This window comes from Acidobacteriota bacterium, from assembly GCA_034211275.1.
In the GTDB taxonomy this organism is placed as follows: domain Bacteria; phylum Acidobacteriota; class Thermoanaerobaculia; order Multivoradales; family JAHZIX01; genus JAGQSE01.
In genome coordinates this window covers 38,789-61,337 of sequence record JAXHTF010000011.1, presented here as the reverse complement: position 1 = coordinate 61,337, position 22,549 = coordinate 38,789, and the positions used below count along the sequence as shown (strand labels likewise).

The following is a 22,549-nucleotide window of genomic DNA, read 5'->3' as shown; positions in this document are numbered from 1 at the left end:
ATCTTTCGAATGGTGCAGACCGGCGAAGGATGCGAGCTGGCCTACGAGGGGAACCGAGTGGGCTCTCGAGGTGACTCGGCAGCCTCAATGGGGACAGTGCAGTCTCTTGCTCTCGATACGAGAGCCCGTCGGTTCGAAAACAGTGGGCACAGCGGCCAGCGGCTCGCTGGTCTGCGACCAGGCTTTGAAATCCACGGTCTGGATCGCCACCGCCTCGCGTTGGGGCAGCGTGACGGGCCGGATGCAGTAGGCGGTGATGCCGTCCTCGTCGACATCCGCGATCACCGGCGCTTTTCCACCGATGAAAGACGAAGGAGACTGCAGGGAGTAGCCCCCGAGAATGTCCCAGTCGTAGGCCCCCCTGCGGTCGATGCTGTTGAGCTCTACCTGGCCGGGGAAGTCGCCGCCGGACAGATGAAGATAGGTAGGCAGCTCGAGGCTACCGACCAGGGGATCCGGCACCGTCAGCAGGCGGTCACCGCCGTTGTCGTTGCGCATCACCGCTCTCACATCGCCGAAATCCGTCAGGATGAATTCCTGGGGATAGAAGGGCTCGCCGACCAACACCCGCGCTGCGGTGAAAGCCTGGAGGTCCGAGCCGACCGGAAAGAAGACCACGTCGTTGGCCAGGGTGCGGGCCGCCACGTAGAGCACGCCGCTGGCCGAAGTGAAGACTTGGCTTTGGGCCAGAACCAACGAGCGCTCGACGAAGACATCCGGATAGAGAGCGGCTTCTAGGAGCAACCCGGTGTCGAGGTCGAGCTTGAGCAGCACCGCCTCGCCGAAATGGCTCGAAGTGGGGTCGGAAATCCGGCCCCCCGCGACCAGCTTGCGCGCGCCGAAGGAAATGGCCGAGAGCTCGACGGACGGCGACAGCTGGTAGGACTCGGCCCAGGTCAGAGCTCCGGCGCTGGTGAGCCGGGCCACCACCGTCGGGGTACCTTCCGTGCCGAGGTCGCCCAGCGCCGCCACGAAGGCGAAGCCACCCTTGGCGTGGGTGACCTTGCGAACCCGCAGATACTCGTTCTCCCCGGCCGTGATCTGTCGGGCCCAATCCACCCCCAAGGAGGACGAGTCCAGGTGCACGACCCAGCTCGACCAAGAATTCGAGACCAGCTCGTGTCGATTGAGGAAAACCGTGTAGCGGTCTCCATAGACCAGCACATCGACGATCTCGAAGTCCGAGTACGCGAGGGTGAGGAACGGTGCCTGGTAGGAATAGACCTCCAAGGGGTAGAACGTCCCCTCGACGGTGACGTCGAGTCTGAGCTGGGGGAAAAGCGGGCTGACCCGATCCAGAGTAGCCACCACGAAGCGGTCCTGAAGCGTGTCATAACCCGTCTGGGGCTCCGCCAGCTCGGCCCCCGGCCACCGGAAAACCCCCAGCGATCCTTCCCCCTCCGCAGAGACGGCCAGGAAGCCTCCGGCAGCGGCGAGGCAGAGCAGCACGAAAGCGCGAATTCGATTCATTGCAAACCTCCTTCCGGGCGCGAGCCCGGACCAGAATTCCGGGGCGCCCTGGTCGGGGAGAGCGGCTCTCGGCCCTCCCGAGCGGCCCCTTACCCTGTTGAACGGAAAGTTGCGGGAGATCTGATCAAATCCAGTACAGAAACCTGGATGCAGTACAATCGACAGCCTCCAAGGAGGCACCAATAGACCGGCCCATGCGCGACGAAACCGCCAGAAGCGCCCGAGATCAGGGCGAGGTGACCCGACTGCTCCAACGCTGGAAGGGTGGGGATCAGGAGGTGGTGGACGAGTTGCTGCCGCTGGTCTACCAGGAGCTGCGAGTCCTCGCCGGCAACTACCTACGCCGCGAGCGCGCCGGGCACACCCTGCCGCCGACGGCGCTGGTCCACGAGGCCTATCTGCGACTGGTGGGCTCGGACCTCTCCCAGGCCACCATCGAGAACCGCACCCACTTCTTCGCCGTGGCGGCCCAGGCGATGCGCCGCATCCTGGTGGAGCACGCCCGCTACCATGCCGCCGCCCGGCGGCCCTCGCCGGCCCAACGCATGCCCTTCGAAGAAGCCGACGCGGAGGAGGCTGGTAGCGAGGCCTTCCTCGACGTCCTCGCCGTCCACGAATCCCTCCAGCAGCTGCAGGAGAATCATCCACGGCAGGCGCGGGTGGTCGAGCTGCGTTTCTTCGGCGGTCTGGCCGAAGACGAAGCGGCCCAGGTGCTGGGCGTTTCCCGCGCCACCGTCGCCCGGGACTGGCGCATCGCCCGCATGCTGCTGGGGCGGATGTTGCAGGCTCCCCGGGCCCCCATGGGCACCGGATGACCGCGCGGCGAGAGCTTCAGCTCCGCGAGCTGCTGGAAGGTGCCCTCGACCTCGCTCCCCCGGACCGCCACCGATTCCTCCACGATCACGCCCCCGATGCCGAGCTGGCGATGGAGGCAGAGGCGCTGCTGGCGACGGAGGACGAGCTGAGCTCGGTCCTCGATCAGGCCGCCCATGAGCTCATGGGTCTGACCCCCGGCGGCGACATCGTGCCGGAGGCTCCGGAGCCGGAGCTCGGACAACGCATCGGCCCCTACGAGCTCCTTCAGGTGCTGGGGGAAGGCGGCATGGGGCGGGTCTACTTGGCGCGGCAAACCGGCGAGGTGGAGCGGGACGTCGCCCTCAAACTAGTGCGCTCGGGCTGGGGCAGCGGTGACGCCGACCGCCGCTTCCTCGCCGAGCGCCGCGCCCTCGCCCGCCTCAACCATCCCAACGTCGCCCAGCTCTACGACGCCGCCACCACCCCGGAAGGCCAGCCGTACTTCGCCATGGAGTACGTCGACGGCATCCCCATCACCCGCTACTGCGAGGAGCAACGGCTGTCCCTGGACCAGCGGCTCCGGCTCTTCGCCGCCGTCTGCCGTGGTGTCCAGCACGCCCACAGCAAGCAGCTCCTGCACCGCGACTTGAAGCCCTCCAACATCCTGGTGGCGGCGGTGGACGGCACGCCGACTCCCAAGATCATCGACTTCGGCATCGTCCGCTGGCTCGATGGCGGCCCCGGGGGCGAGCCCGTTTCCAGCGGCGAAGTTCCCCTGGGCACGCCCCAATACATGAGCCCGGAAGCGCTACGCTCCTCCGCCGAGACTCCGGACCTCGACACCCGCACCGACGTCTACTCGCTGGGGGTGGTGCTCTACGTGCTGCTCACCGGCACCCATCCGCACACGCAGGTGGACGGCGGAGAGGAAGAGTCTCCCGGCCAGCTCCCCCTGGGCTTGCCCTCGGAGTCCCCCCGGCGACCCAGCGAGCGGGTGGCGGACCTCGGTCCCGCCCTGCGCCGCCAGGTCGCCGAGCGTCGCCGGGTCCGCCCCGGCCAGCTGCCTCGCTGGCTGCGGGGAGACCTCGACTGCATCGTCTGCAAGGCCATCGCCTGGGATCGGGAAGAGCGCTACGGCACCGCCGAAGAGCTGGCCAACGATCTCGAACGGTCGCTGCGCTATGAACCGGTGAGCGCCCGCCCGCGCAGCCTGAAGGATCGCTTCGTCAAGCTCACCCGGCGCAATCGCCTCGCCACCGCCCTGGTGGTGCTCACCCTGCTGACCTTTGCCGGCGCCGCGATCTTCAGCTCGCTGGCGACCCGGCGAGCGCTGAAGGCGGAAGAGCGAGCCCGCACCGAAGCCCAGGCCGCCCAGCAGGCGTTGGGCTTTCTGGTGGAGCTCTTCGAAGCGGCGCGGCCGGAGGCGACCCAAGGCGAGGAGATGACGGCCCGGGAGCTTGTGGCGGAAGGAGTCGAGCGTACCCGCGACCAGCCCCTGCAGCCGCTGCAACAGGCCCAGCTGCTCCACACCTTGTCGGACGTCTACCTGCGGCTGGGCCTCTACGACGAGGGCGCCGAGCTGGCGGCGGAAGCCTTGGAGCTGAGGGAGAAGGAGCTTCCCCACCAGGATCCCGACACGGTGCGCTCGCTGCTACTTCTGGGCAATCACAAACGGAGGGCGGGGGACCTGGACGCCGCGGCGGTGGTGCTCCTGCGGGCGGAGGCGCTGGTCCGCGACTGGGCCGACACCCGGCCGTTGATCCAAGCCGAGGTGCACAACAGTCTGGGGAATCTACGGCTGCGCCAGCGGCGCTACGATGAGGCCGCCGTCGCCCACCGGCGCGCGCTGGAACTGCGCCAAGCGCATCTGGAGGCCGACCACCCCGACGTCGCCGCCAGCCACAACAACCTGGGAGCCGTCCTCTGGCTCGATGGCCACTACCGCGAGTCAGAACCTCATCTGCGCCGCGCCAGCGAGATCATCGAAAAGAATCTCGGCCCCTACCACCCTCAGCTGGCCGCTTCCCTGAGCAACCTGGGGGTCGTCCTGCAGCGCACCGGCCGATTCGCCGAAAGCGAGATCAGCATGCGCCGGGTCCTGGAGATTCAGCAGCGAGTGCTGGGACCGGACCACCCGGAGACCGCCCTGACCTTGACCAACCTCGCAATCTTGTTTTCCTACACCGGCCGCTACCCGGAAGCGGAAGAGCTCTTCCAGCAAGCGCTGGAGATCGATCTCGCCACCGTCGGGGAAAGTCACCACGAGACCATGAAGGTGTTCAGCAGCCTGGGCCTTCTGTACTGGCGCCAGGGCCGCAACGAAGAAGCGGAAGCGTCCTACCGCCGGGCGCTCGCGCTGCGCCGGCAGCACCGGCCCGACGATGTGGAGGGGCTCGAGCGGACGCGCATGAACCTGGCGCTGGTGCTGCGGGACACGGGGCGATTGGAAGAGGCCCTGACCATGCTGGAGGAGGTCCTTCGATCCCACCGGGCCAATCTCGGGGAAGATCACCTCAGCACCCTCCTGACCCTCGGTTTCACCGGAACTATCCACGCCCGGGAGGGACGCCTGGAGCAAGCGGAACCCATGCTTCGCCGCAGCCTCGCGGGCCTCGAGCAAGCCGGGCATCAGAACCTTTTTCCCCTCTCCGAAATACTCAGCGAGCTAGCCGCCGTCCGCCAACGCCGGGGCGATGCCGCCGAAGCCACCGTCCTCTATCGGCGGTCCCTGGACCTGCGCAGCCAATTCCTGCCCCCCGGCCACCCGCAGATCGAGCAGCTCCAGGCGGCGCTCCAGGACCTCCGTGCTGACTCCCGATGAGAAGAAAACCGCCCACACAAAAAAAATGACACAGCCCCCGCGATTCCATCGCTAGGGACCATGAAGCGCAATTCAGAGTCGAATCTCTGCACCGCGTGGCGACCTCAAGGTCTGGAACTGCTCGAGAGGCCGCCCGCTTGCAGAAGCGAAACTGCCCTGCGCCGAAGGGACCGGATCCACCCGCCGGTCCCTTCTTCTTTTTGGCTTCTTGGTTGATTGTCTGGCTAGGTCGGATTCTTGGGCCGGATCAACCGTCGTGGTCCGACTCTTCCTCCGAGCCCTCGTCTTCCGCCTCCGCCGCCTCCTTCGCCTCTTCCCCATCAGCATCTGCATCAGCATCAGGTTCCGCCGGCGAAGCTTCCGAGGCCAGCACCGGGTGGACGGCGCGGACCCAATCCTGGAAGGCGGCCATGCCTTCCATCATCTCGGAGAACTTGCGGCCCGCCGGGGTCAGCTTCTGCGAGCCGGGCTTGCGCACGTGGCAGTGGGTGCAGCTACCGAAGACCTGCATCACCGTCTCATAGCCTTCCAGGCTGCCCACCACCTCGTAGTACTTGCCCTGGTCCGTCAGCAGCTTGCTGCCGGGTTTGTCGTGGCAAGCGGTGCAGGCGAGCTCGGTCTTTTCGGCGATCTCTTTGGAGGCTTCGGCAACACCGGGGGCCAGCAACAGCCACCCCGCCACCGCCAGCAGCAGGATCCACGCCGCACGCCTTCGGGAGGATGAGATCCGTTGGGTTGAAAACGGGTTGTATTGAGCGTTCATGATCTTCTCCTTGTCCGGGACTTCCATTACCGTCGAGGCTTCTTCACTTCCTGGCCGTAGCGCTTCGGGCTCAAAGAGCTGACTCCTAGCTATGACCGTTGCGCGCCCAGGCCAGGGAGACTCCGAAGCTCAGGGTCCACTGCTCGTGGTCGACGGTGGCCCCGGGGCCGAAGGGATTGACGTTGGGGTCGAAGTTGTTGTTGGTCTGGCTGCTGTTGAAAGCGTGCTCCAGAGCGACCTCGTACACCCGGCTGCCCCGCAGCCAGCTGAGGCCGAAGGTCAGGTGATGCTCCACCGTCGCCGGGAAGAGCGGCGTGAGGGTGACGTCCGGCACCGGGTTCTCGCCGTAGTTGTAGCCACCCCGCAGGGTCACCAGCTCGTTGAGGCGATAGTCCGCTCCGACGGCGAAGACCCATTGATCCTCCCAGTCGAAGACGAAGGGCAGCTGCACCTGGTCGAAGGGTGCCGGCAGCGGCACGTCGGGGTTGGTGCCGGTGACCAGGATGGTGTCGATGGCGCTGTCCCAGAAGTAGCGCTTGACGTCCAGCGCCAGCACCCACTGGGAGGTCGGCCGGTAGGCCACACCGACGCCGGCCTGGGCCGCGAAGGTGAAGCCGTCCATCTCGGCGTCGTAGTGCACTCGCTGCCCGATGAAGGGGAAGCCGGTGTAGTTGACGGAGAGATCTCCACCGTCGAAATCGCTATCCGTCTCGGTCTGATACACCGCGCCGAAGGACAGCTTGGGGTGAGCCCGCCACCACCATCCCAGCCGAGCGCTGGTCTGCAAGCCAGCGGCGTCTTCCATCTTGACGCCGGGGAAGCTGAACTGAGGCGCCGCGGCGTTGAAGAACGAAGTGTCCGGGAAGAAGCGGAAGGCGGCGTCGGCATAGCCCAGGTTGAGGGACAGCCCCACCGCCATGTCCTCGTCGAAGGCGTAGGCCACGGTGGGAGTAATGGTGCCGTAGCGCACCTGGGTGTAGGTCTGATCCCGGGTGCCGAAGGGCGTGTTCAGATCGTTGAAGGTGGCGCCCAGGCCTCCTTGGGCCACGAAGCCCACGCCCCAGGACCACGGCGTTTCCTTGCCGGCGCGCACGTAGGTCACCGCCGGCAGCGGGAAATACCGGTCTTCCGCGTCGACGGCACCGGGGTTGAGGCCGTTGCTGAAGGACAGGCTCGGCGCCAGCAGGGAAACGCTGGCGGAGAGGTGGTTGCCCTGCAGCTGGGCGATGCCCGCGGGGTTGAAGTTGATTGCCAGGGTGCGGTCGGAGATCGCCAGGTTGGCGCCGCCGCGACCGATGGCCTCGGGCCCGTAGCCGATGAGGTACATGCCGTTGGTGGCCGACGCCGGCGGTGTCCAGGCCAGCATCAGGCCGGCCACGATCAGTGCCGCAATAGCTGGGCGCAGAGAAAAGAAGCGGATATGTCGGGCGTTCATGATGCCCTCCTGAAAGAGTCGAGTCCGAAAGGGAACCGGGCGGAGGGTGGTTGGACGCTCCGCCCGGGAAGGACGGCGACGGGAGCCGGGCTCAGATGAAGATCACTTGGGCGCCGCGGCTCTTGTCGTAGAAGTCCATGGCGGAGATGACGCTCTCCACCTGGGGTAGCAGATCCTCTTCCGTGCGCTTGAACATATCCATGGCCATGCGGCAGGCGTAGAGGTGGGCGCCGGCGTCGCTGAGCATCTCGATCATTTCCCGCACCGTCGGCAGGTCGAGCTTTTCCATGTCCTTCTTCATCATCAGGCTGGCCAGGCCCTCGACGCCGGGGAAGCCCCCCAGCCAGGTGGGAATGGGCATGGAGGGATTGCCCACCGTGGGAACGTGGAGCTTGTCCACCTTCTCCTCGGTGACGATGTCCAGACCCCAGAAGGTGAAGAAGAGGGTCGCCTCGATGCCGCTCATGCGGGCGGCGTTGGCCAGCACCAGGCCGGGGTAGGCCATGTCCAGGCTGCCCTTGGAGCAGATGATGCTCACGTGTTTGATCGGTTCCGGCTCCGGGTCGGGAGCCACGTCCGGCGGCTTGACGTCAGCGGCGGGGACGGTGGGATGGACGGCTTCGGTGGTCATGGTGAGTACTCCTCAAAGACGGTTCATAGCTCGTAAAAGGTTGCGCGAAGGCCGAATGCGACGCGTGCGATCAGGCACCGAGGATCAGACGCAGCCCTGAGGCTTGGGCAGTCCGGCGATGCGCGCCGCCAGCTTGCCGGGGCCCTTGGGGAAGAGCTTGTAGAGCTCCTTCATGGTCACGCCGGAGAGCTTGGAGATGCGCCGCAAGCCCGGGGGCTGGCCCTGTTGGGCGGCATCCTCGCGGCAGAAGGTCAGTACCTGCCAATGCTTGTCGGTGAGGGCATCGATGCCTTCCTCTTTCGCCAGCTCTCGCCCGACCTCCGGGGTCCACTGAGAGGCGTCGGTGAGGAACCCTTCGTCGTTGACGTCCACGGAAACGCCGGCATATTCACGAGTGGTCATGGCTTTCTCCTTGTTTGGATCAGGGTCGTGGATGCAATCTCTTCACACTCTGGACTGGAAGCTCTCGGCCGGAGCTCAGGCACTGGCCTGGAGCAGGCTGGTGTCCTTCCCGGCCATGGTCATGCGGTGGGGGAACGGCAGCGGCCGCGCCGGCAGCAGGGCGTTCCAATAAATCCAGCGGAAGCCCAGCTTGCCCCAATGGTTGATGCGGCTCTCCGCGAGCAGCGAGAAGGGGCCCACCACCGGCACCGGGAAGCGGCCCGGCAAAGGCTGTACGTCGTAGTTGAAATCGATCAGCAGGGCCTTGCCGTGGCCGCTCTCGATGAAGCAATTGGAGTGACCATCGAAGGTATCCACCAGGCTCCGGCCGGCCATGGTCCGCAGCAGGTTCTCGCTCACCACCTCGCTCTGGAAGTGGGCGACGGAGCCGGCCTTGGAGCTCGGCAGGTCGGTGGCGTCTCCCATGACGAAGATCTCGTCGTGGTTCTTGGACACCAGGCTGTGGGGATCGGTGGGCACGAAGTCCAGTTCGTTGCCCAGACCCGAGGCGCCGATGAACGACGCGCCCATGTGGGTGGGGATGGAGACCAGCAGATCGTAGGGAACTTCCCGCTCGTCCCAGGAGCGCAGCTTGCGGGCTGCGGCATCCACCTCCCCGGTGTTGAACTCGGCCTCCACGGCGATGCCCTTCTCCTGCAGCATCGAGCCCAAGGCGTGGGCCGCTACCGGCTTGGTGAAGGCGCCGTCCAGGGGCGTCGCGTAGACCAGCTCCACCTGATCGCGGATGCCGCGCTCGGTGAAGAAGGCGTCCGCCAGGAAGAGGAACTCCAGGGGAGCCACGGGGCATTTGATCGGCATTTCCACCACGTTGAGGACCAGGCGGCCGCCTTCGAAGCTCGCCAGAGCCTCGCGCAGCTTCAGGGCCCCCTCCAGGGTGTAGAAGTCGTGGATGCTCAACCCCCACTCCTCGCCGGCCAGGCCCTCGGTCTCTTCGGGGCGAATCTGGCTGCCGCTGGCGATGAGCAACAGGTCATAGCTCAGCCGATCACCGGTTTCCAATACGACTTGGCGGGCCTTCGGATCGACCTCCTGCACCGCCTCCGGCAGCCAACGCACTCCGGAGGCCAGGGTCCGCCGGCGGGGCCGCTGGATCTTCGCCTCATCCCGCGCACCGAAGGGCAGGAAGAGCAGGCCCGGTTGATAGAGATGAGTGGAGGACGGATCGATGACCGTGAGACGCCATCCGGAGGGCAGCTTGCCCTGGATGTGATTGGCCACCATGGTGCCGGCGGTGCCAGCGCCGAGGATGATCAGGTTCTTCATGATGCCCGTTCCTTTCGAGGGATGTTCCATCTGCACGGAACATCACTGCAGGGACCGGGCCAGGTGGCCAAGTGCTCTATCTAGGGGACTTATCCTCTGACCCCCAGCGCGCGAGGCGATCGGCGCAACAAGATGTTGCACCGTCATGTTTCAAATTGAAACGAATTGATTCAGCGCGCCAGACCCAGCTCGCGCATGCGGCGCCAGAGGGTCGTGCGGCTGATGCCGAGGGCCTCGGCGGCCTCCCGGCGTTTCCAGCGATGATGCTCCAGCGCCTGGAGCAGGCGTTGGCGCTCCGCTTCTTCCGGCGGCTGGAGGACATTCGCCGGCGACACCGGAGCCGGGTGGGGACTTTCGACGGTTCCCCCCGAGGCAGAAGGCTCGGCGGCCCTCGGCACCGCGCCTTCGGGTACGCTTTCGGGCACGATGCCCGGCGCCGCCACCTCCGGCGGCAGATCGGAGGCCATCAGGGTCTCCCCCTGGCACACCGCCATGGCGTACTCCAAGGCATTCTCCAGCTCCCGCACGTTGCCCGGCCACGAATAGCCCAGCAAGGCGCGCAGGGCTCCTGGCGAGAGCCGCAGCAAGCGGCCGTGGCGCTCCCCCACCCGGGTCAGGAGATAGCGGGCCAGGGGCTCGACGTCCTCCCGCCGGGAGCGCAACGGCGGTACCTCCACCGGCACCACCCGCAGACGGTAATAAAGATCGTCCCGGAAACGGCCGTCGAGCATGTCCCGCTGCAGGTTGGCGTTGGTGGCGGCGATGATGCGCGCGTCGGTGGTACGGGACCGACTCTCCCCCACCCGCTCGAAGCTGCGCTCCTGGAGCACTCGCAGCAACTTCACCTGCAGGTGCAAGGGTAAATCGCCCACTTCGTCGAGGAAGAGGGTTCCCCGGGAAGCCAGCTCGAAGCGACCGACGCGATCCCGCACGGCGCCGGTGAAAGCTCCCCGAACGTGACCGAAGAGCTCACTCTCCAGCAGATCCGGCGGCAAGGCGCCGCAGTTCACCGCCACGAAAGGTCCCTGGCGGCGCCGGGAATGCTGGTGGATGGCCCGGGCCACCAGCTCCTTGCCGGTGCCGCTCTCGCCGGTGATGAGCACCGTCGCCTCGCTCTCGTGGAGATTCTCGATGAGCTCGAAAATTCGCAGCATGGACGGCGCCCGCGCCACCAGCCCGGAGAACACGGTGGTGCCAGAACCGCCGGTCTCCTCGTTCTGCTCCGCCGGCCGCAGCACCACCAGATACTGCACCGCCGGATCGCACAGCGTGCTGAGCTCGTGGAGCAGCGGCGCCACGCTCACCGACACCAGTCGCGGCTGGATCCCCGGCAGCTGCACCGTCGCTCCCCAACCTTCCCGACGCTCCCGCCGCTGCAACGCCCGGCGCAAAGCCCCCTGGGGACCGAAGAGCTCGCTTCCCAACACCGCCTCCACCGGCTGCCCCACGGCGCTGGTGCGGGCTCCCGCTCCCACCAGATCGTCCAAAGCCGGCGAGGCGTGGACCACCTGGAAGTGATCGTTGAGGCAGATCAGCGCCCGCCCCAGGGACATCAACACCGCGTTGATGGCTTCGAGGAGGGCCTCGATGGGGATCTGCTCGGGGTTTGGGGATGGGCTGTCCATGGGCTTGGCTCCGAGGGGAACGCCGTAGGTCGTGCCAGTTCGCTGGAATGACTCGCGGAAAGAGCCTATCAGCGCGAGGCCCCCTGAACCTCGAGGGCAGGCACAAGACCTGCCCCTACGCCCATCGGCTGCCAGGACCTACTTTTCATCCTCACAGGTGATTAAGAGAAACATCCCTCACTGCTAGCCCACCCTTTGGGGCTGGGCCAAATAAATCTTTCTTTGCTAGGTTGACTGATCAGTACCCACTCACGAGTCTCTCGGTCTCGGAATTCTTGATCACCATCAGGAGTACCCTCATGATTCGGTTTCATCCATCCCAGCAACCCATTCAAATTCTGCTCATTCTCTGCTCCATCGCCGCAAGCCTTCTCGCCGCCGGCCCGGCAGCGGCCAGCGCCTATATTCAATTCGGACCCGAGATCAACGTCTCCAACACCACCGTGCCCTCCACCAAAGGCCGTCTGGAAGTGGCCGTCGACCCCATGACCCTGGAGAAGATCTATCTCGTGGCCTATGGCGACGGCCCCGCTGGCGCCGCCGACATCTTCCTGCGCTACTCCAGCGACGGCGGCGCCACCTTCTCCGCGCCGATCAATCTGTCCAACACCGCCGGGCAGATCAACACCGTGGGCGCCCCCGGCGACTCCTTCAAGCCGGACGTCAAAGTCAACGGGGGTAATGTCCAGGTAGCCTGGGTCGACACCTACTGTCCCGGCGGAGCCCAGGGCTCCTACACGCCCCCGGGCGGCGTCCTCACCGCCTTCCACTGCCTCTACATCGCCCGTTCCTTCGACGCCGGCCGCACCTGGGAGCCGGCGGAGCAGATCACCGACGGCTCCCAAGACGCCTTCAATATCAGCTCCTTCTCTTCTTCAGCCGGCTTCGCCACCGCCTGGCAAGAAGACCCCTTAGGGCTGCAGCCGGGGGAAGGCCAAGGCCCGGGTGACGGCGGCTCCGGCGCTCTCACCTCGCCGGGCACGGACATCTACTACACCGCCCTCGGCACCGCCGACTTCGAGAGCTCGACGCCCTTCCCGGCCCCCACCGAGGTCTCCGACAATCTGAGCACCTCCATGGGCAGCCCGGCGGCGTCCAGAGCCCAGCTGCGGCTGGTGGGGAACACCGCCCTCCTCGCCTACGAAGAGACTCGGGGGATGATGCAGATGGGCAAGAACATCCTCTACCACTCCTTCCCCTTCACCGCTCCGCCCTCTTCCGCCGCCGGCGACGTCCTCAACGAAAGCCCGACGGAGAATTGCCGCCGGGTCCGGCTCATCTCCCAGAGCCCCGCCGCCACCGGCGACGCCGACACCACGGTGGTGGCCCTGTGGCGCCAGGGTGCCCAGAACCAAGGGGGACCGGCGGACATCCTGATGCGCCGGGCCGTCGGCGCCTTCGGCATCGGCGCCTACGATCCAGCAATCAACCTCACCAGTCCCAACCTGGACGATCCCACCGGCGCCATCCCCGAAGACAACGCCCGCGCTCATCGAGCTCTGCTGCGGGGAGATTTCGTCGCTTTCGTCTACAACTACACGCCGGACGACGACGCCTCGCAGATGCAGCTGGCGACCTACGACACGTATATTCGCCGATCCCAGGACGGCGGCCAGAGCTGGGACGGGCCGGTCAACCTCTCCAACCTCAACGACTTCTCCCTGCTCACCGGCGAGCCTCGCCTGGTGGGCACGCCGCCCACCATACCCAGCGGCGATCCCCAGGACGTCCGCAACGTCAGCGCCTTCTTCGTCTCCTGGGGCACCCACACCAACGACGGAGCGAACACGCCGCTGGACCTCTTCGTCCTGGGCACCCAGGACGGCGGCGAGAGCTTCGGACCCATCGCCGCTCTGGCGGTGGGCCCCAGCGAGCAGGGGGAGGCGCAGCTGCGGTCGAATCCGGCGGGGAGCCTCCTCTGCGCCACCTGGTCCGACGACGTCACCGGCGACCATGACATTTTCTTCCGCTGCGCCACCGCTACCCTCGCCCCACCCATCCCCACCCTCGGCGGCATCGGGCTGGCCCTGTTGGTGCTGGCTCTCACCGCCGCCGCTCTAAAGCTGCTGGCGGCTCGCTCTCCGGCCTCCCCCCGATAGGGAACGCCAGATCCCTGAGGCGGAGCCGGAATTGGGGGTGTGAACTTTCAGTTTACTCCCCTTTTTCCGGCTTCACCTCACCCCTTTTCGTTGGTTTCGTCTCACCCTTTTCAGCGGTCGTTCCTCGCTCCCAAAGACCACCCCATGGCGGGTAGCCGAAGGGCTCTCCTGCTTCTAACGTGGGATTGAGAACCTTTTTCTTAGGCTCTCGAGCGGGAAAGAAGGGAGGAACGACATGTTAAAGACACAACTTGCTCACCGATCTCGGGACTCCTGGACAGTCCTTCTGGCTGTAGGGGTGGTCCTGATCCTCACCTTGCTCTTCGCCTGGTCTGCCAACGCGGCGGATACGGACTTTAGTGACGGCATTACCGTCGATAGCACCGTAGACGCCGTGGACGCCCTGCTGGGCGATGGCATCTGCGCTTCGGCAGCCAACGACTGCACATTGCGCGCCGCAGTTCAGGAAGCCAACTTCACCGCTGGCGTCGACACCATTCTGCTACCCGCCGGCACCTATCAGCTGACCCTGCTCCCGGCCCCGGAAGCCATCGCCGACGATGCCTGCGGCGATCTGGACATCACCGAGAGCGTCGACATCATCGGCCCTAGCGCGGCGACCACCATCATCGATGGCAACGGCATGGTCACCGGTGATCGGGTTCTCCAGATCACCGACCCGATGGGGACGGGGATGATCGTCAACCTCACCGAGCTGACCCTGCAGGGCGGCCGCGTGCTCAACGAGAACGGCGGCGGCCTGCTGGTGGAAGCGCCGGAAGGCGGTCCACCGATGGAGGATGAGACCTCCATCCAGGTCTATCTCAATTCCTGCCTCGTGCGGGACAACGTCGCCGACAGCGATCAGGTGGATCCCGACACCGGCAAGCCCATCGGCGGCTCCGGCGGTGGCATCTACTCCACCGGCGAGCTCTACCTATCGCAGAGCTCGGTGGCGGCGAACCTGGCCGCGGCCAACGGCGGCGGCGTCTACTCCGGCGGTCCGCTGAACGTCGACGTCAGCGAGCTGGTCGACAATGAGGCGGAGGGGGGCGGCGGTCTCTTCGACACCGGCGCCCACATCTCCACCTTCAGCCGCTGCCTGGTGGCCAACAACACGGCGGTGGGCGGTGGCGGTGTCACCTCCCGCACCCAGGTCTTGCAGCTGTGGGAGAACTGCACCATCCACGGCAACGTGGCCACCGACGTCGGCGCCGGCATCAACACCAACGGCACCGTCGACCTGGCCAATTGCACCGTGACCGGAAATCTCTCCGAATCCGACGCTCCCAACGGCGGCGCGGGGCTCAACTCCTTCGGCGGAACCGCCCTGGAGATCGGCTCCTTCCGCATCGGCAACACCATCCTCGCCGGCAACGTGGTGAATGCGGCGGCGATCCCTCCGGATACGCCCACCGTACGCAATTGCGGTTGCACCGGCGGCATGGGCTGCACCTTGGGAGCCCAATACGTCTCCTTCGGGTTCAATCTGGAGGATGCGGCCACTTGCGAGCTGGCCGGCGGCGGAGATCTGACCAACGCCGATCCTCAGCTCAGCCCGCTGCTGCAGCTCGGCGCCTGGCCGGCAGTACGCGGTCACAACCCGCGTAGCCTGGCCACCGACGGCGGCAGCAACGCCGGATCGATTTGCCCACCGGTAGACCAGCGAGGCCTGACACGGCCCGTGGACGGTGACGGCGTCGGCGGCGCCACCTGCGACATCGGCGCCTACGAGCGCCAGGCTCCGGACATGCTGGTCTTCTACGACGGCTGGGATGTCGGTGATTCGAGCCGCTGGTTCGACACCTTCGCCGGCACCGGAGCCACGGTGGTGGTCAACGAGACGGCAGCCCTGGAAGGCGGCTACGGCCTGGAGACGGCCCTCGCCGCCACCACCGAGCGCGCCTACGCCGAGGACGACTCGCCGTCCGGCGACACCTTCATGGACTGGTACTTCTTGTTCGATGCCAACGGCATGACCATGGCGGACAACACCCGCCACAAGATCTTCCAGGCCTTCCAGGAAACCCCCATGGCCCGGATGGTGACCGCGGTGCTGCGGTACCGGGACGCCACCGGCATGGCCCTGCGAGTCAAGGTGCACCAGAACGACTCCAGCTGGGTGGGCACCGGCTGGCTGCCGGTCCCCATCAGCGGAGCCGTCCAGGTTCAGATGGAGTGGGTCCGGTCCTCCGGCCCCGGCGCCCAGGACGGCATCCTGGCCGTCTATCTCGACGGCGTGCTGGCCGACACGGTGATGGGCATCGACAATGACGCCGCTGGCAACGTCGACTTCGTTCGCATCGGAGTCACCGGCGGCGCCGAGGTCACCACCACCGGGTCCCATTACTTCGACGACTACCTGACCCTGCGGTGACATCGCCGGAGTCTTCCTCCCGGGACTCCCCCCGTCCCGGGACCCCATCGAACCCAAGGGACCGGCATCCCCGCCGGTCCCTTGGTGTTTCTCGGCAGCAACTCAGGAATCAAGCGTCTACGATACGAAACATCTTGCGGCTCGATTCGATAATCTAGACCAAGGATCAGGCTCTTTCTATTCGCGCGCCCCCATCCTCGTAGCCCGGGATCCGTTCCTATTCACGACCTTGGAGCCACTGCATGAGAAGAATGACCGTCTGCCTGATCGCCGTCTCCCTCGCCCTCCTGCTCTCGGCTCCGACTTCCGAGGCCGCCCTCTTGGCCCAATGGCGCGAGCCACTCGAAGAGACAGAAGCGCTGGTTCAGACCGGCCAATACGAGAAGGCAGAGCGCCTAGCGAAACGGACGGCTAACGAGATCAGTGACTCCGCCGGCGCCGGTGGCAGCGTTGCCGCAACCCTCGCCTCCGCCGTCGTCCTGCGGGCCGTGGCTACAGTGGGGATGGGTGATGAGGACTACGGCATCTGGCTGTGGCACACCGCTCTCAACATCCTGCCGGAGATGAAGAACCTCGATCTCAACTCCTACGGCCCGCCGGGTAGGGTGCTGGCGGAGAACCCCCTCGAGGAGCCGGACAACCTCGACGAGCAGGATCAGAGGCCGAAGGAGAAGAAAGAGATCAATGCGGCCAGGAAAGCCTTGGAGGAGGGTGGCGAGATCGTCCCCCCGAAGGTCTCGAAGCGCAAGAAGGTGAAATATCCACGGGGCGCCCGGGCCTTTCGCAATACGGGCAAGATGGTCGTCCAGGTCATTCTCGACGCTGATGGCAAGCCCCACTCGCCCTTCATCATCGATCAGGCCCCCGCCCCCAGCCTGGCCTATTCGGTCCTGGAGACCATTCGTCAGTGGGAGTTCGAACCCGCGCTACGGGACGGCGAGCCGGTGCCGGTCTACTACAACCTGACGGTCAACTTCTCGCTGAGGAGATAGCGCTAATCGCCCAACCCGCCGTTCCGCTCCTCGACTTTCCAACGGTCGGAAGAGCGGCGGGAGCGTCTCTCGGAGAGAAGAGGATGGCTGCTATACTTTTCAGCCACTATGGAAGAAAAAGGCGCCCGTCGTGAGGAAGTTCTGGAACGGCTCGAAGAGGCCGGGGGGTTGCGTCCGGGGGTGTCCGAGCAGGTGCACCGGGAAACCGGGGTGCCGGCGGCGGATGTCTACGGTGTTGCGACTTTCTATTCGCTGATCTCCCAGCCCGACGTCGAGGCGCGGGTGTGCCAGGGGCTGTCCTGCCGTCTGGCGGGCTGCGATCAGCTGCTTCAGGATCTCCAGGGCTTAGGGCTCAAAGCCGGCTTCACCGCCTGCCTGGGGCGCTGCGACATGGCTCCCGCCTACTGGCGCAAGGGCGCCATCCCCGCCGCGCCGCCTCCCGCCCTCGACACCCTCGGCGACGAGGTGGCTATCGACATCCAGGGCGAGGACGACGCCTCCTACGCTTCGCTGGTGAAAGCTCTGGAGATGGGCCCGGACGCGGTCTGCCAAGAGCTCGAAGCTTCCGGGCTCCAGGGCCGCGGCGGCGCCGGCTTCCCGGCGTTCATCAAATGGAACGCGGTGCGCGGTCAGGCGGTCACCGAGCGCTACATCGTGCTCAACGCCGACGAGGGCGAGCCCGGCACCTTCAAGGACCGGGAGGTCATGCTGCGGCGGCCCCACCGGGTGCTCGAAGGGCTGGCCATCGCCGCCGTCACCCTCGGTGCTGAGGACATCTACCTCTACATCCGCGGCGAGTTCGGCGCCTGCCGCCAGTCCATGGAGCAAGCACTGGCGGCGGCCCAAGAAAGCGGCGCGCTGCCGGCGGAGCTCAGCTGGCATTTCGTCGACGGCCACGGCGCCTACATCTGCGGTGAGGAAACGGCGCTGCTGGAGGCCCTGGAGGGCAAGCGCGGGCTGCCCCGCCTCAAGCCGCCGTTCCCGGTGGAGCAAGGCTTCCGCCGCAAACCGACCCTGATTCAAAACGTCGAGACCATCGCCTGCGTCCCCGCTATCCTGCAGCGCGGCGGCGAGTGGTTCAAGAATCTGGGGCACACTGAGGCGGGCTCCAAGCTCTACTGCCTGTCCGGCCACGTGCGCCGCCCCGGCGTCTTCGAGGCGCCCATGGGCACGCCCCTGGAAGCGCTGGTGGAGCTCGCCGGCGGCCCCACGGCGCCCCTCAAAGCCTTCTCCCCCGGCGGCGCCTCCAGCGGCTTCCTCCCCGCCTCGCGCCTCGACATCCCGATGGACTTCGGCAGCCTCAAAGAGGCCGAGAGCATGCTCGGCTCCGCCGGCGTGGTGCTGCTGGACGAATCCGTGGACATGGTGGAGGCGGCGCTCACCCAGGCGGTCTTCTTCGAGGACGAATCCTGCGGCCAATGCGCCCCCTGCCGCATCGGCACCCGCGCCATCCGCCGCGCCCTCGAGCACTACCTCCAGCGGGGCCGGGACCCGCAGGCCCTGGAGCATCTGGAGGAGATCTCCTGGGGCATGGGCGAGGCGAGCATCTGCGGCCTCGGCCAGGCCGCCTTCTTCCCCCTCACCAGCGCCCGCCGGTACTTCCCGGAAGAATTCGGCCTGTCCCCGGCGGGAGCCTCCGGCGCACACCCCGAGTAGAATGAGATATCGCGGTCACCTTCGAGAGCCCACACCCTAGAGCGACCTGCACCGCAGAGAAAGAAGCCATGAGCGAAAGCAAGCAACCCCAGATGGTCATCGACGGCAACGAGGTCGACGTCCGCCCGGGAGAGACCGTCCTCCAGGCGGCGGCGCGCCTCGACATCGAGATTCCCACCCTCTGCCACGACCCGCGGCTGACCCCGGCGGCAGCCTGCCGGCTGTGCCTGGTAGAGGTGGACGGCGCGCGGCTGATGCAGCCCGCCTGCGCCACCCCGGCCAAGCCCAACATGGTGGTGCGCACCCAGACCTCCCGGGTGGAGCGCAACCGCCGCTTCATCCTCTCGCTGCACCTGGCGGACACCATCCAGGATCGCGAGACCTGCGAGGACAACAACCCCTCGCGGCTCCATGAGATGGCGGAGCTCCACGGCACCGCCGGCCAGTGGCCCGCCACCGAGGCCCCGCGGGCGGACCGCTTCGGCGACGACAACCCCTACGTCGGCTTCCGCCCGGACCGCTGCATCGCCTGCTCCCTGTGCACCCGCTACTGCGATCAGGTGGAGGCGGTCTCCGCCATCACCCTCGCCGCCCGCGGCGCCCGCACCACCGTCGCCACCGTCGACGGGCTGGCCCTCACCGACACCACCTGCGAGCTCTGCGGCGGTTGCATCGACGTCTGCCCCACCGGCGCCATGACCGAGCTACCGGCCCTCGCCTACGGCAAGCCGGAGCGGGAGCTGGAGAAGGTCCGCACCACCTGCAACTTCTGCGGCGTTGGCTGCCAGCTGGACCTCAACGTCGACCGCGAAGCCAACCGGGTGGTCAAGGCCACCAGCCCGCCTCCGGGCACCACCGTCAACGACGGCAATCTATGCGTCAAAGGACGCTTCGCCAACGACTTCATCCACCACGAGGACCGCCTCACCACGCCGCTGATCCGCGGCGAGGACGGCGAGCTCCACGCCGCCACCTGGGACGAGGCCTTCGACCGGGTGGCGGAAGGCCTCGGGGCCGTGCGAGACGAGCACGGCGCCGACGCCCTGGCGTTCATCAGCTCCAGCCGCTGCACCGGCGAGGAAAACTACTTACTGCAGAAAATGGCCCGCGCAGCCTACGGCACGCAAAACGTGCATCAATGCGCGGCTACGTGACACGCCCCCACGGTCGCCGGTCTGGTGACCACGTACGGTGCGGGGGCCATGACCAACTCCATCCCCGAGATTCGCGACGCGGACTTCCTCTTCGTCATCGGGTCCAATACCACCGAGGCCCATCCCATCATCGCCATGGAGATGAAGCGCGCGGTGCTGCGCGGCGCCCGGCTGGCGGTGGCCGATCCGCGAGCCATCTGGCTGACCCAGATCGCTGACTGGCACATGCAGCTGGAGCCGGGCTCCGACGTCTGGCTGCTCAACGCCATGGCCCATGTGATCCTCGACGAGGGGTTGGAGGATCGGGAATTCATCGAGGCCAACACCGAGAGCTTCGACACCGTCGCCGAGACGGTACGCCGCTACCCGCCGGAGGAGGCGGAAAAACACACCGGCGTCCCCGCGGAGACCATCCGCCAGGTCGCCCGGGCCTACGCCACCACCAAGAAGGCCGGCATCTACTACACCCTCGGCATCACCGAGCACACCACCGGCACCGACAACGTCTACGCCCTCTCCAACCTGGTGCTGATGACCGGCCACCTGGGCCAGCGCTCGGCGGGGATGAATCCCCTGCGCGGCCAGAACAACGTCCAGGGCGCCAACGACTCCGGCGCCACGCCGGTCTTCTACCCCGGGTACCAAAGCGCCGACGACCCGGCGGTACGGCAGAAATTCGCCGACGCCTGGGGAGTGCCCCAAAGCGACACCCGCGGCCTCAACCTCAACGAGATGATGAAGGCCATGGCCAAGGGCGAGGTCCGCGGCCTCTACCTCATGGGCGAGGACATCGTCATCTCCGAGCCCAACGCCGCCCGGGTGGAGGACGCCCTCAACCACATGGACTTCCTGGTGGTGCAGGACATCTTCTTCAACGAAAGTTGCCGCCACGCCGACGTGGTGCTGCCGGCGGCCTGTTTCGCGGAGAAGGACGGCGTCTTCACCAACTCCGACCGCCGCGTCCAGCGGGTCCGCCAGGCGGTGGAGCCCCCCGGCGAGGCGCGGGCGGATTGGCAGATTCTGGTAGAGGTGATGAAGCGCGCCGGCCTCCAGCAGCCGGACTATCAGCATCCGGGCGAGGTCTACGCCGAGATGGCCTCCCTCTCCCCCAAATTCGCCGGCATCTCCCACCAGCGCATCGAGAAGGAAGGCGGCCTCCAATGGCCCGTCCTCACCCCCGACGCGCCGAGCACCGAATATCTGCACAAAGGCGGCGTGCTGCGCGGCAAGGGCCTCTTCCAGGCGGTCGAATACCGCCCGCCGGCGGAGTGCGCCGACGCCGAGTACCCCCTCATCCTGTCCACCGGCCGCACCCTCTACCACTACAACGCCGGCACCCAAACCCGCCGCACCAAGGGCTCCCAGCTCAAACAGCCGGAGGCCTTCGTAGAAGTCCACCCCCGCACCGCCCGGCGCATGGGCCTGGAAGACGGCCAGATGGTCGACGTCATCACCCGCCGCGGCAAGGTCCGCTGCCGGGCCATGCACAGCCGCCAGGTCTCCCGCCGGGTCCTGTGGATGCCCTTCCACTTCCCCGACGTGCGCACCAACGACCTCACCAACGACGCCGGCGACGCCGTCACCGGCACCGGCGAATACAAAGTCTGCGCCGCCCGCCTAGAACCCGTCTCCGACCACCCCACCACCCCCAGCCCCTTCCGCGGCGCCTACGCGGCGGCCCGGGAGGAGGTGGAGGCCGAGGAGTAGGTCCGAGAACGCTAGCTTCTCCAAAAGTAGGGTGGGCGCCAGCCCACCAAAAAGCCGATGGATCCCGGGCGGGCGGGCCTGGGGGCGCCGGCTTCTAGCCGGCTTTCTCGTGCGCCCAAGCGGGGGCGCCGTTCCCAGAACCAACAAGTGGGTCCCCCTGTTTGCGGGAGAGACGGGGTGGTCGAGAAAACGGTGAGCGCGGTAGGCGATGACCGTGGCATCATCCCCTCCGCTCGGGGATCCAATCCCCGAGCTACTCAGGTTCCGCCAGCTCCGCTGGCTCCGGAGGGGAGGGCGTGGTTGAGCAGGCTCTGGGAGCCGGATTCATCCGGCGGTGCACTGGGTAGCCCCGGGATTGTTCCCGGGGCGGAGTCGCCTGGGGCACCACGGGCCACTACCCGTACAGACGCCTCCTGCTCCCCCACCGTCATGCCCGCGCAGGCGGGCATCCACGCGTGAGTGGGCAGTGAACGCCTCCTATCCGACCAAGAAGCGCCTGCAAGTCGACGGAACCTCGGGAAGACAGCCCTCACTCCTCACCAATGCGTAGACTCCCGCCTCCGCGGGAGTGACGGAGTGGTCGAGGGAACGGCGCACGCAATAGGCGAGGACCGTGCCATCACCCCCTCCGCTCGGGGATCCAATCCCCGAGCTACTCAGATTCCGCCAGCTCCGCTGGCTCCGGAGGGGAGGGCGTGGTTGAGCAGGCTCTGGGAGCCGGATTCCTCCGGCGGTGTCCTGGGTAGCCCCGGGATTGATCCCGGGGCGGAGGGGCGGGCCTGGGGGCGCCGGCTTCTAGCCGGCTTCACCCCCGCCCCACCCAACACCCAAAGCACCCCGGCGCCGCGTAGTGCACGTGCAGGTAGTCGACCTTCTCTTGCCCAAACAACCGCCCGATCACCGCCTCCAGCTCCTCCCCCGGCGTCACCGCCGCATCCACCATCAGGCCTTTGGCGCTGTAGCCGCGCACGGACAGCTGCCGATGACGCAACAGGGCCGGCACTTCCCCCGGTGCAAGCTGCGCCTCCTCCGCCTGCTCGCGCACGAAGATGGGCCCGGAGGCGCGGTAGGGGCCGTTGACCGGGTGGTGGTCGTAGGGGACGAGGATCAGGGTCTCCCCGACCTCGGCATCTTGGAGGCTCACGCGGCAGGGGAAGCCGGGGTTGGAGGTGGCGACGTAGCGGCGGGCGCCGCGGGCGCGGAGCTCATCGTCGTCGAGGTCGAAGAGGGGGGCGAAGCCGTTCATGGGCAGGGCGGAAATCTGAAAGCTGGGCTGAGTGGTCATCGCTGGTCTCCTGG

At 66.8% G+C, this 22,549-nt stretch carries 15 protein-coding genes; 7 read left to right on the top strand and 8 right to left on the bottom strand.

Features of this window, described 5'->3' with window-relative positions:
* Positions 1-84 precede the first annotated feature (84 nt).
* Positions 85-1,470, bottom strand: a complete 1,386-nt coding sequence (locus tag SX243_03950) for a hypothetical protein (protein MDY7092105.1) — start codon at positions 1,468-1,470, stop codon at positions 85-87.
* A 194-nt stretch (positions 1,471-1,664) separates the two neighbouring features.
* Here SX243_03950 and SX243_03945 point away from each other — a divergent pair, with 194 nt between their 5' ends.
* Positions 1,665-2,285, top strand: coding sequence for an ECF-type sigma factor (locus tag SX243_03945; protein MDY7092104.1), 621 nt, complete (start codon positions 1,665-1,667; stop codon positions 2,283-2,285).
* On the top strand, positions 2,282-5,086 hold the full coding sequence (locus tag SX243_03940) for a serine/threonine-protein kinase (protein ID MDY7092103.1): 2,805 nt from the start codon (positions 2,282-2,284) through the stop codon (positions 5,084-5,086). Before SX243_03945 ends, SX243_03940 begins: the two co-directional genes overlap by 4 nt.
* Before the next feature lie 247 nt (positions 5,087-5,333).
* On the opposite strand, the gene SX243_03935 is transcribed toward SX243_03940, so the two are convergent.
* From SX243_03935 to SX243_03910, 6 genes are all read right to left on the bottom strand, one after another.
* Positions 5,334-5,849 carry a hypothetical protein gene (locus tag SX243_03935; protein ID MDY7092102.1) on the bottom strand — a complete coding sequence of 172 codons (516 nt, stop codon included), beginning with the start codon at positions 5,847-5,849 and terminating at the stop codon, positions 5,334-5,336.
* A gap of 85 nt (positions 5,850-5,934) precedes the next feature.
* Positions 5,935-7,284 carry an outer membrane protein transport protein gene (locus SX243_03930; protein ID MDY7092101.1) on the bottom strand — a complete coding sequence of 450 codons (1,350 nt, stop codon included), beginning with the start codon at positions 7,282-7,284 and terminating at the stop codon, positions 5,935-5,937.
* Positions 7,285-7,375: 91 nt separating this feature from the next.
* Positions 7,376-7,915, bottom strand: coding sequence for a DsrE/DsrF/DrsH-like family protein (locus SX243_03925; protein MDY7092100.1), 540 nt, complete (start codon positions 7,913-7,915; stop codon positions 7,376-7,378).
* Positions 7,916-7,999: 84 nt separating this feature from the next.
* Positions 8,000-8,317, bottom strand: coding sequence for a TusE/DsrC/DsvC family sulfur relay protein (locus tag SX243_03920; GenBank protein ID MDY7092099.1), 318 nt, complete (start codon positions 8,315-8,317; stop codon positions 8,000-8,002).
* A 75-nt stretch (positions 8,318-8,392) separates the two neighbouring features.
* A complete protein-coding gene (locus SX243_03915) occupies positions 8,393-9,640 on the bottom strand; it encodes an FAD/NAD(P)-binding oxidoreductase (GenBank protein MDY7092098.1) in 1,248 nt (415 codons plus the stop codon).
* Between the two features lie 170 nt (positions 9,641-9,810).
* Complete coding sequence (locus SX243_03910; protein MDY7092097.1) at positions 9,811-11,265, bottom strand: sigma-54 dependent transcriptional regulator; 1,455 nt, start codon at positions 11,263-11,265, stop codon at positions 9,811-9,813.
* Between the two features lie 299 nt (positions 11,266-11,564).
* Between SX243_03910 and SX243_03905 the strand changes: the two genes are divergently transcribed.
* The 5 genes from SX243_03905 (at position 11,565) to fdhF (ending at position 21,250) form a co-directional block, all read left to right on the top strand.
* Entirely contained in the window at positions 11,565-13,364 is a 1,800-nt protein-coding gene (locus SX243_03905; protein MDY7092096.1) for a sialidase family protein, read from the top strand.
* Positions 13,365-13,599: 235 nt separating this feature from the next.
* A complete protein-coding gene (locus SX243_03900) occupies positions 13,600-15,741 on the top strand; it encodes a choice-of-anchor Q domain-containing protein (protein MDY7092095.1) in 2,142 nt (713 codons plus the stop codon).
* 242 nt (positions 15,742-15,983) lie between these two features.
* The gene (locus SX243_03895; GenBank protein ID MDY7092094.1) at positions 15,984-16,733 is read left to right on the top strand and encodes an energy transducer TonB; all 750 of its coding nucleotides are present in this window, start codon (positions 15,984-15,986) and stop codon (positions 16,731-16,733) included.
* Between the two features lie 108 nt (positions 16,734-16,841).
* On the top strand, positions 16,842-18,389 hold the full coding sequence (locus tag SX243_03890; protein ID MDY7092093.1) for an NADH-ubiquinone oxidoreductase-F iron-sulfur binding region domain-containing protein: 1,548 nt from the start codon (positions 16,842-16,844) through the stop codon (positions 18,387-18,389).
* A gap of 68 nt (positions 18,390-18,457) precedes the next feature.
* Entirely contained in the window at positions 18,458-21,250 is a 2,793-nt protein-coding gene (fdhF, locus tag SX243_03885) for a formate dehydrogenase subunit alpha (protein ID MDY7092092.1), read from the top strand.
* 805 nt (positions 21,251-22,055) lie between these two features.
* Here fdhF and SX243_03880 read toward each other — a convergent pair.
* Positions 22,056-22,535, bottom strand: coding sequence for a DUF1203 domain-containing protein (locus SX243_03880; GenBank protein MDY7092091.1), 480 nt, complete (start codon positions 22,533-22,535; stop codon positions 22,056-22,058).
* Positions 22,536-22,549 lie beyond the last annotated feature (14 nt).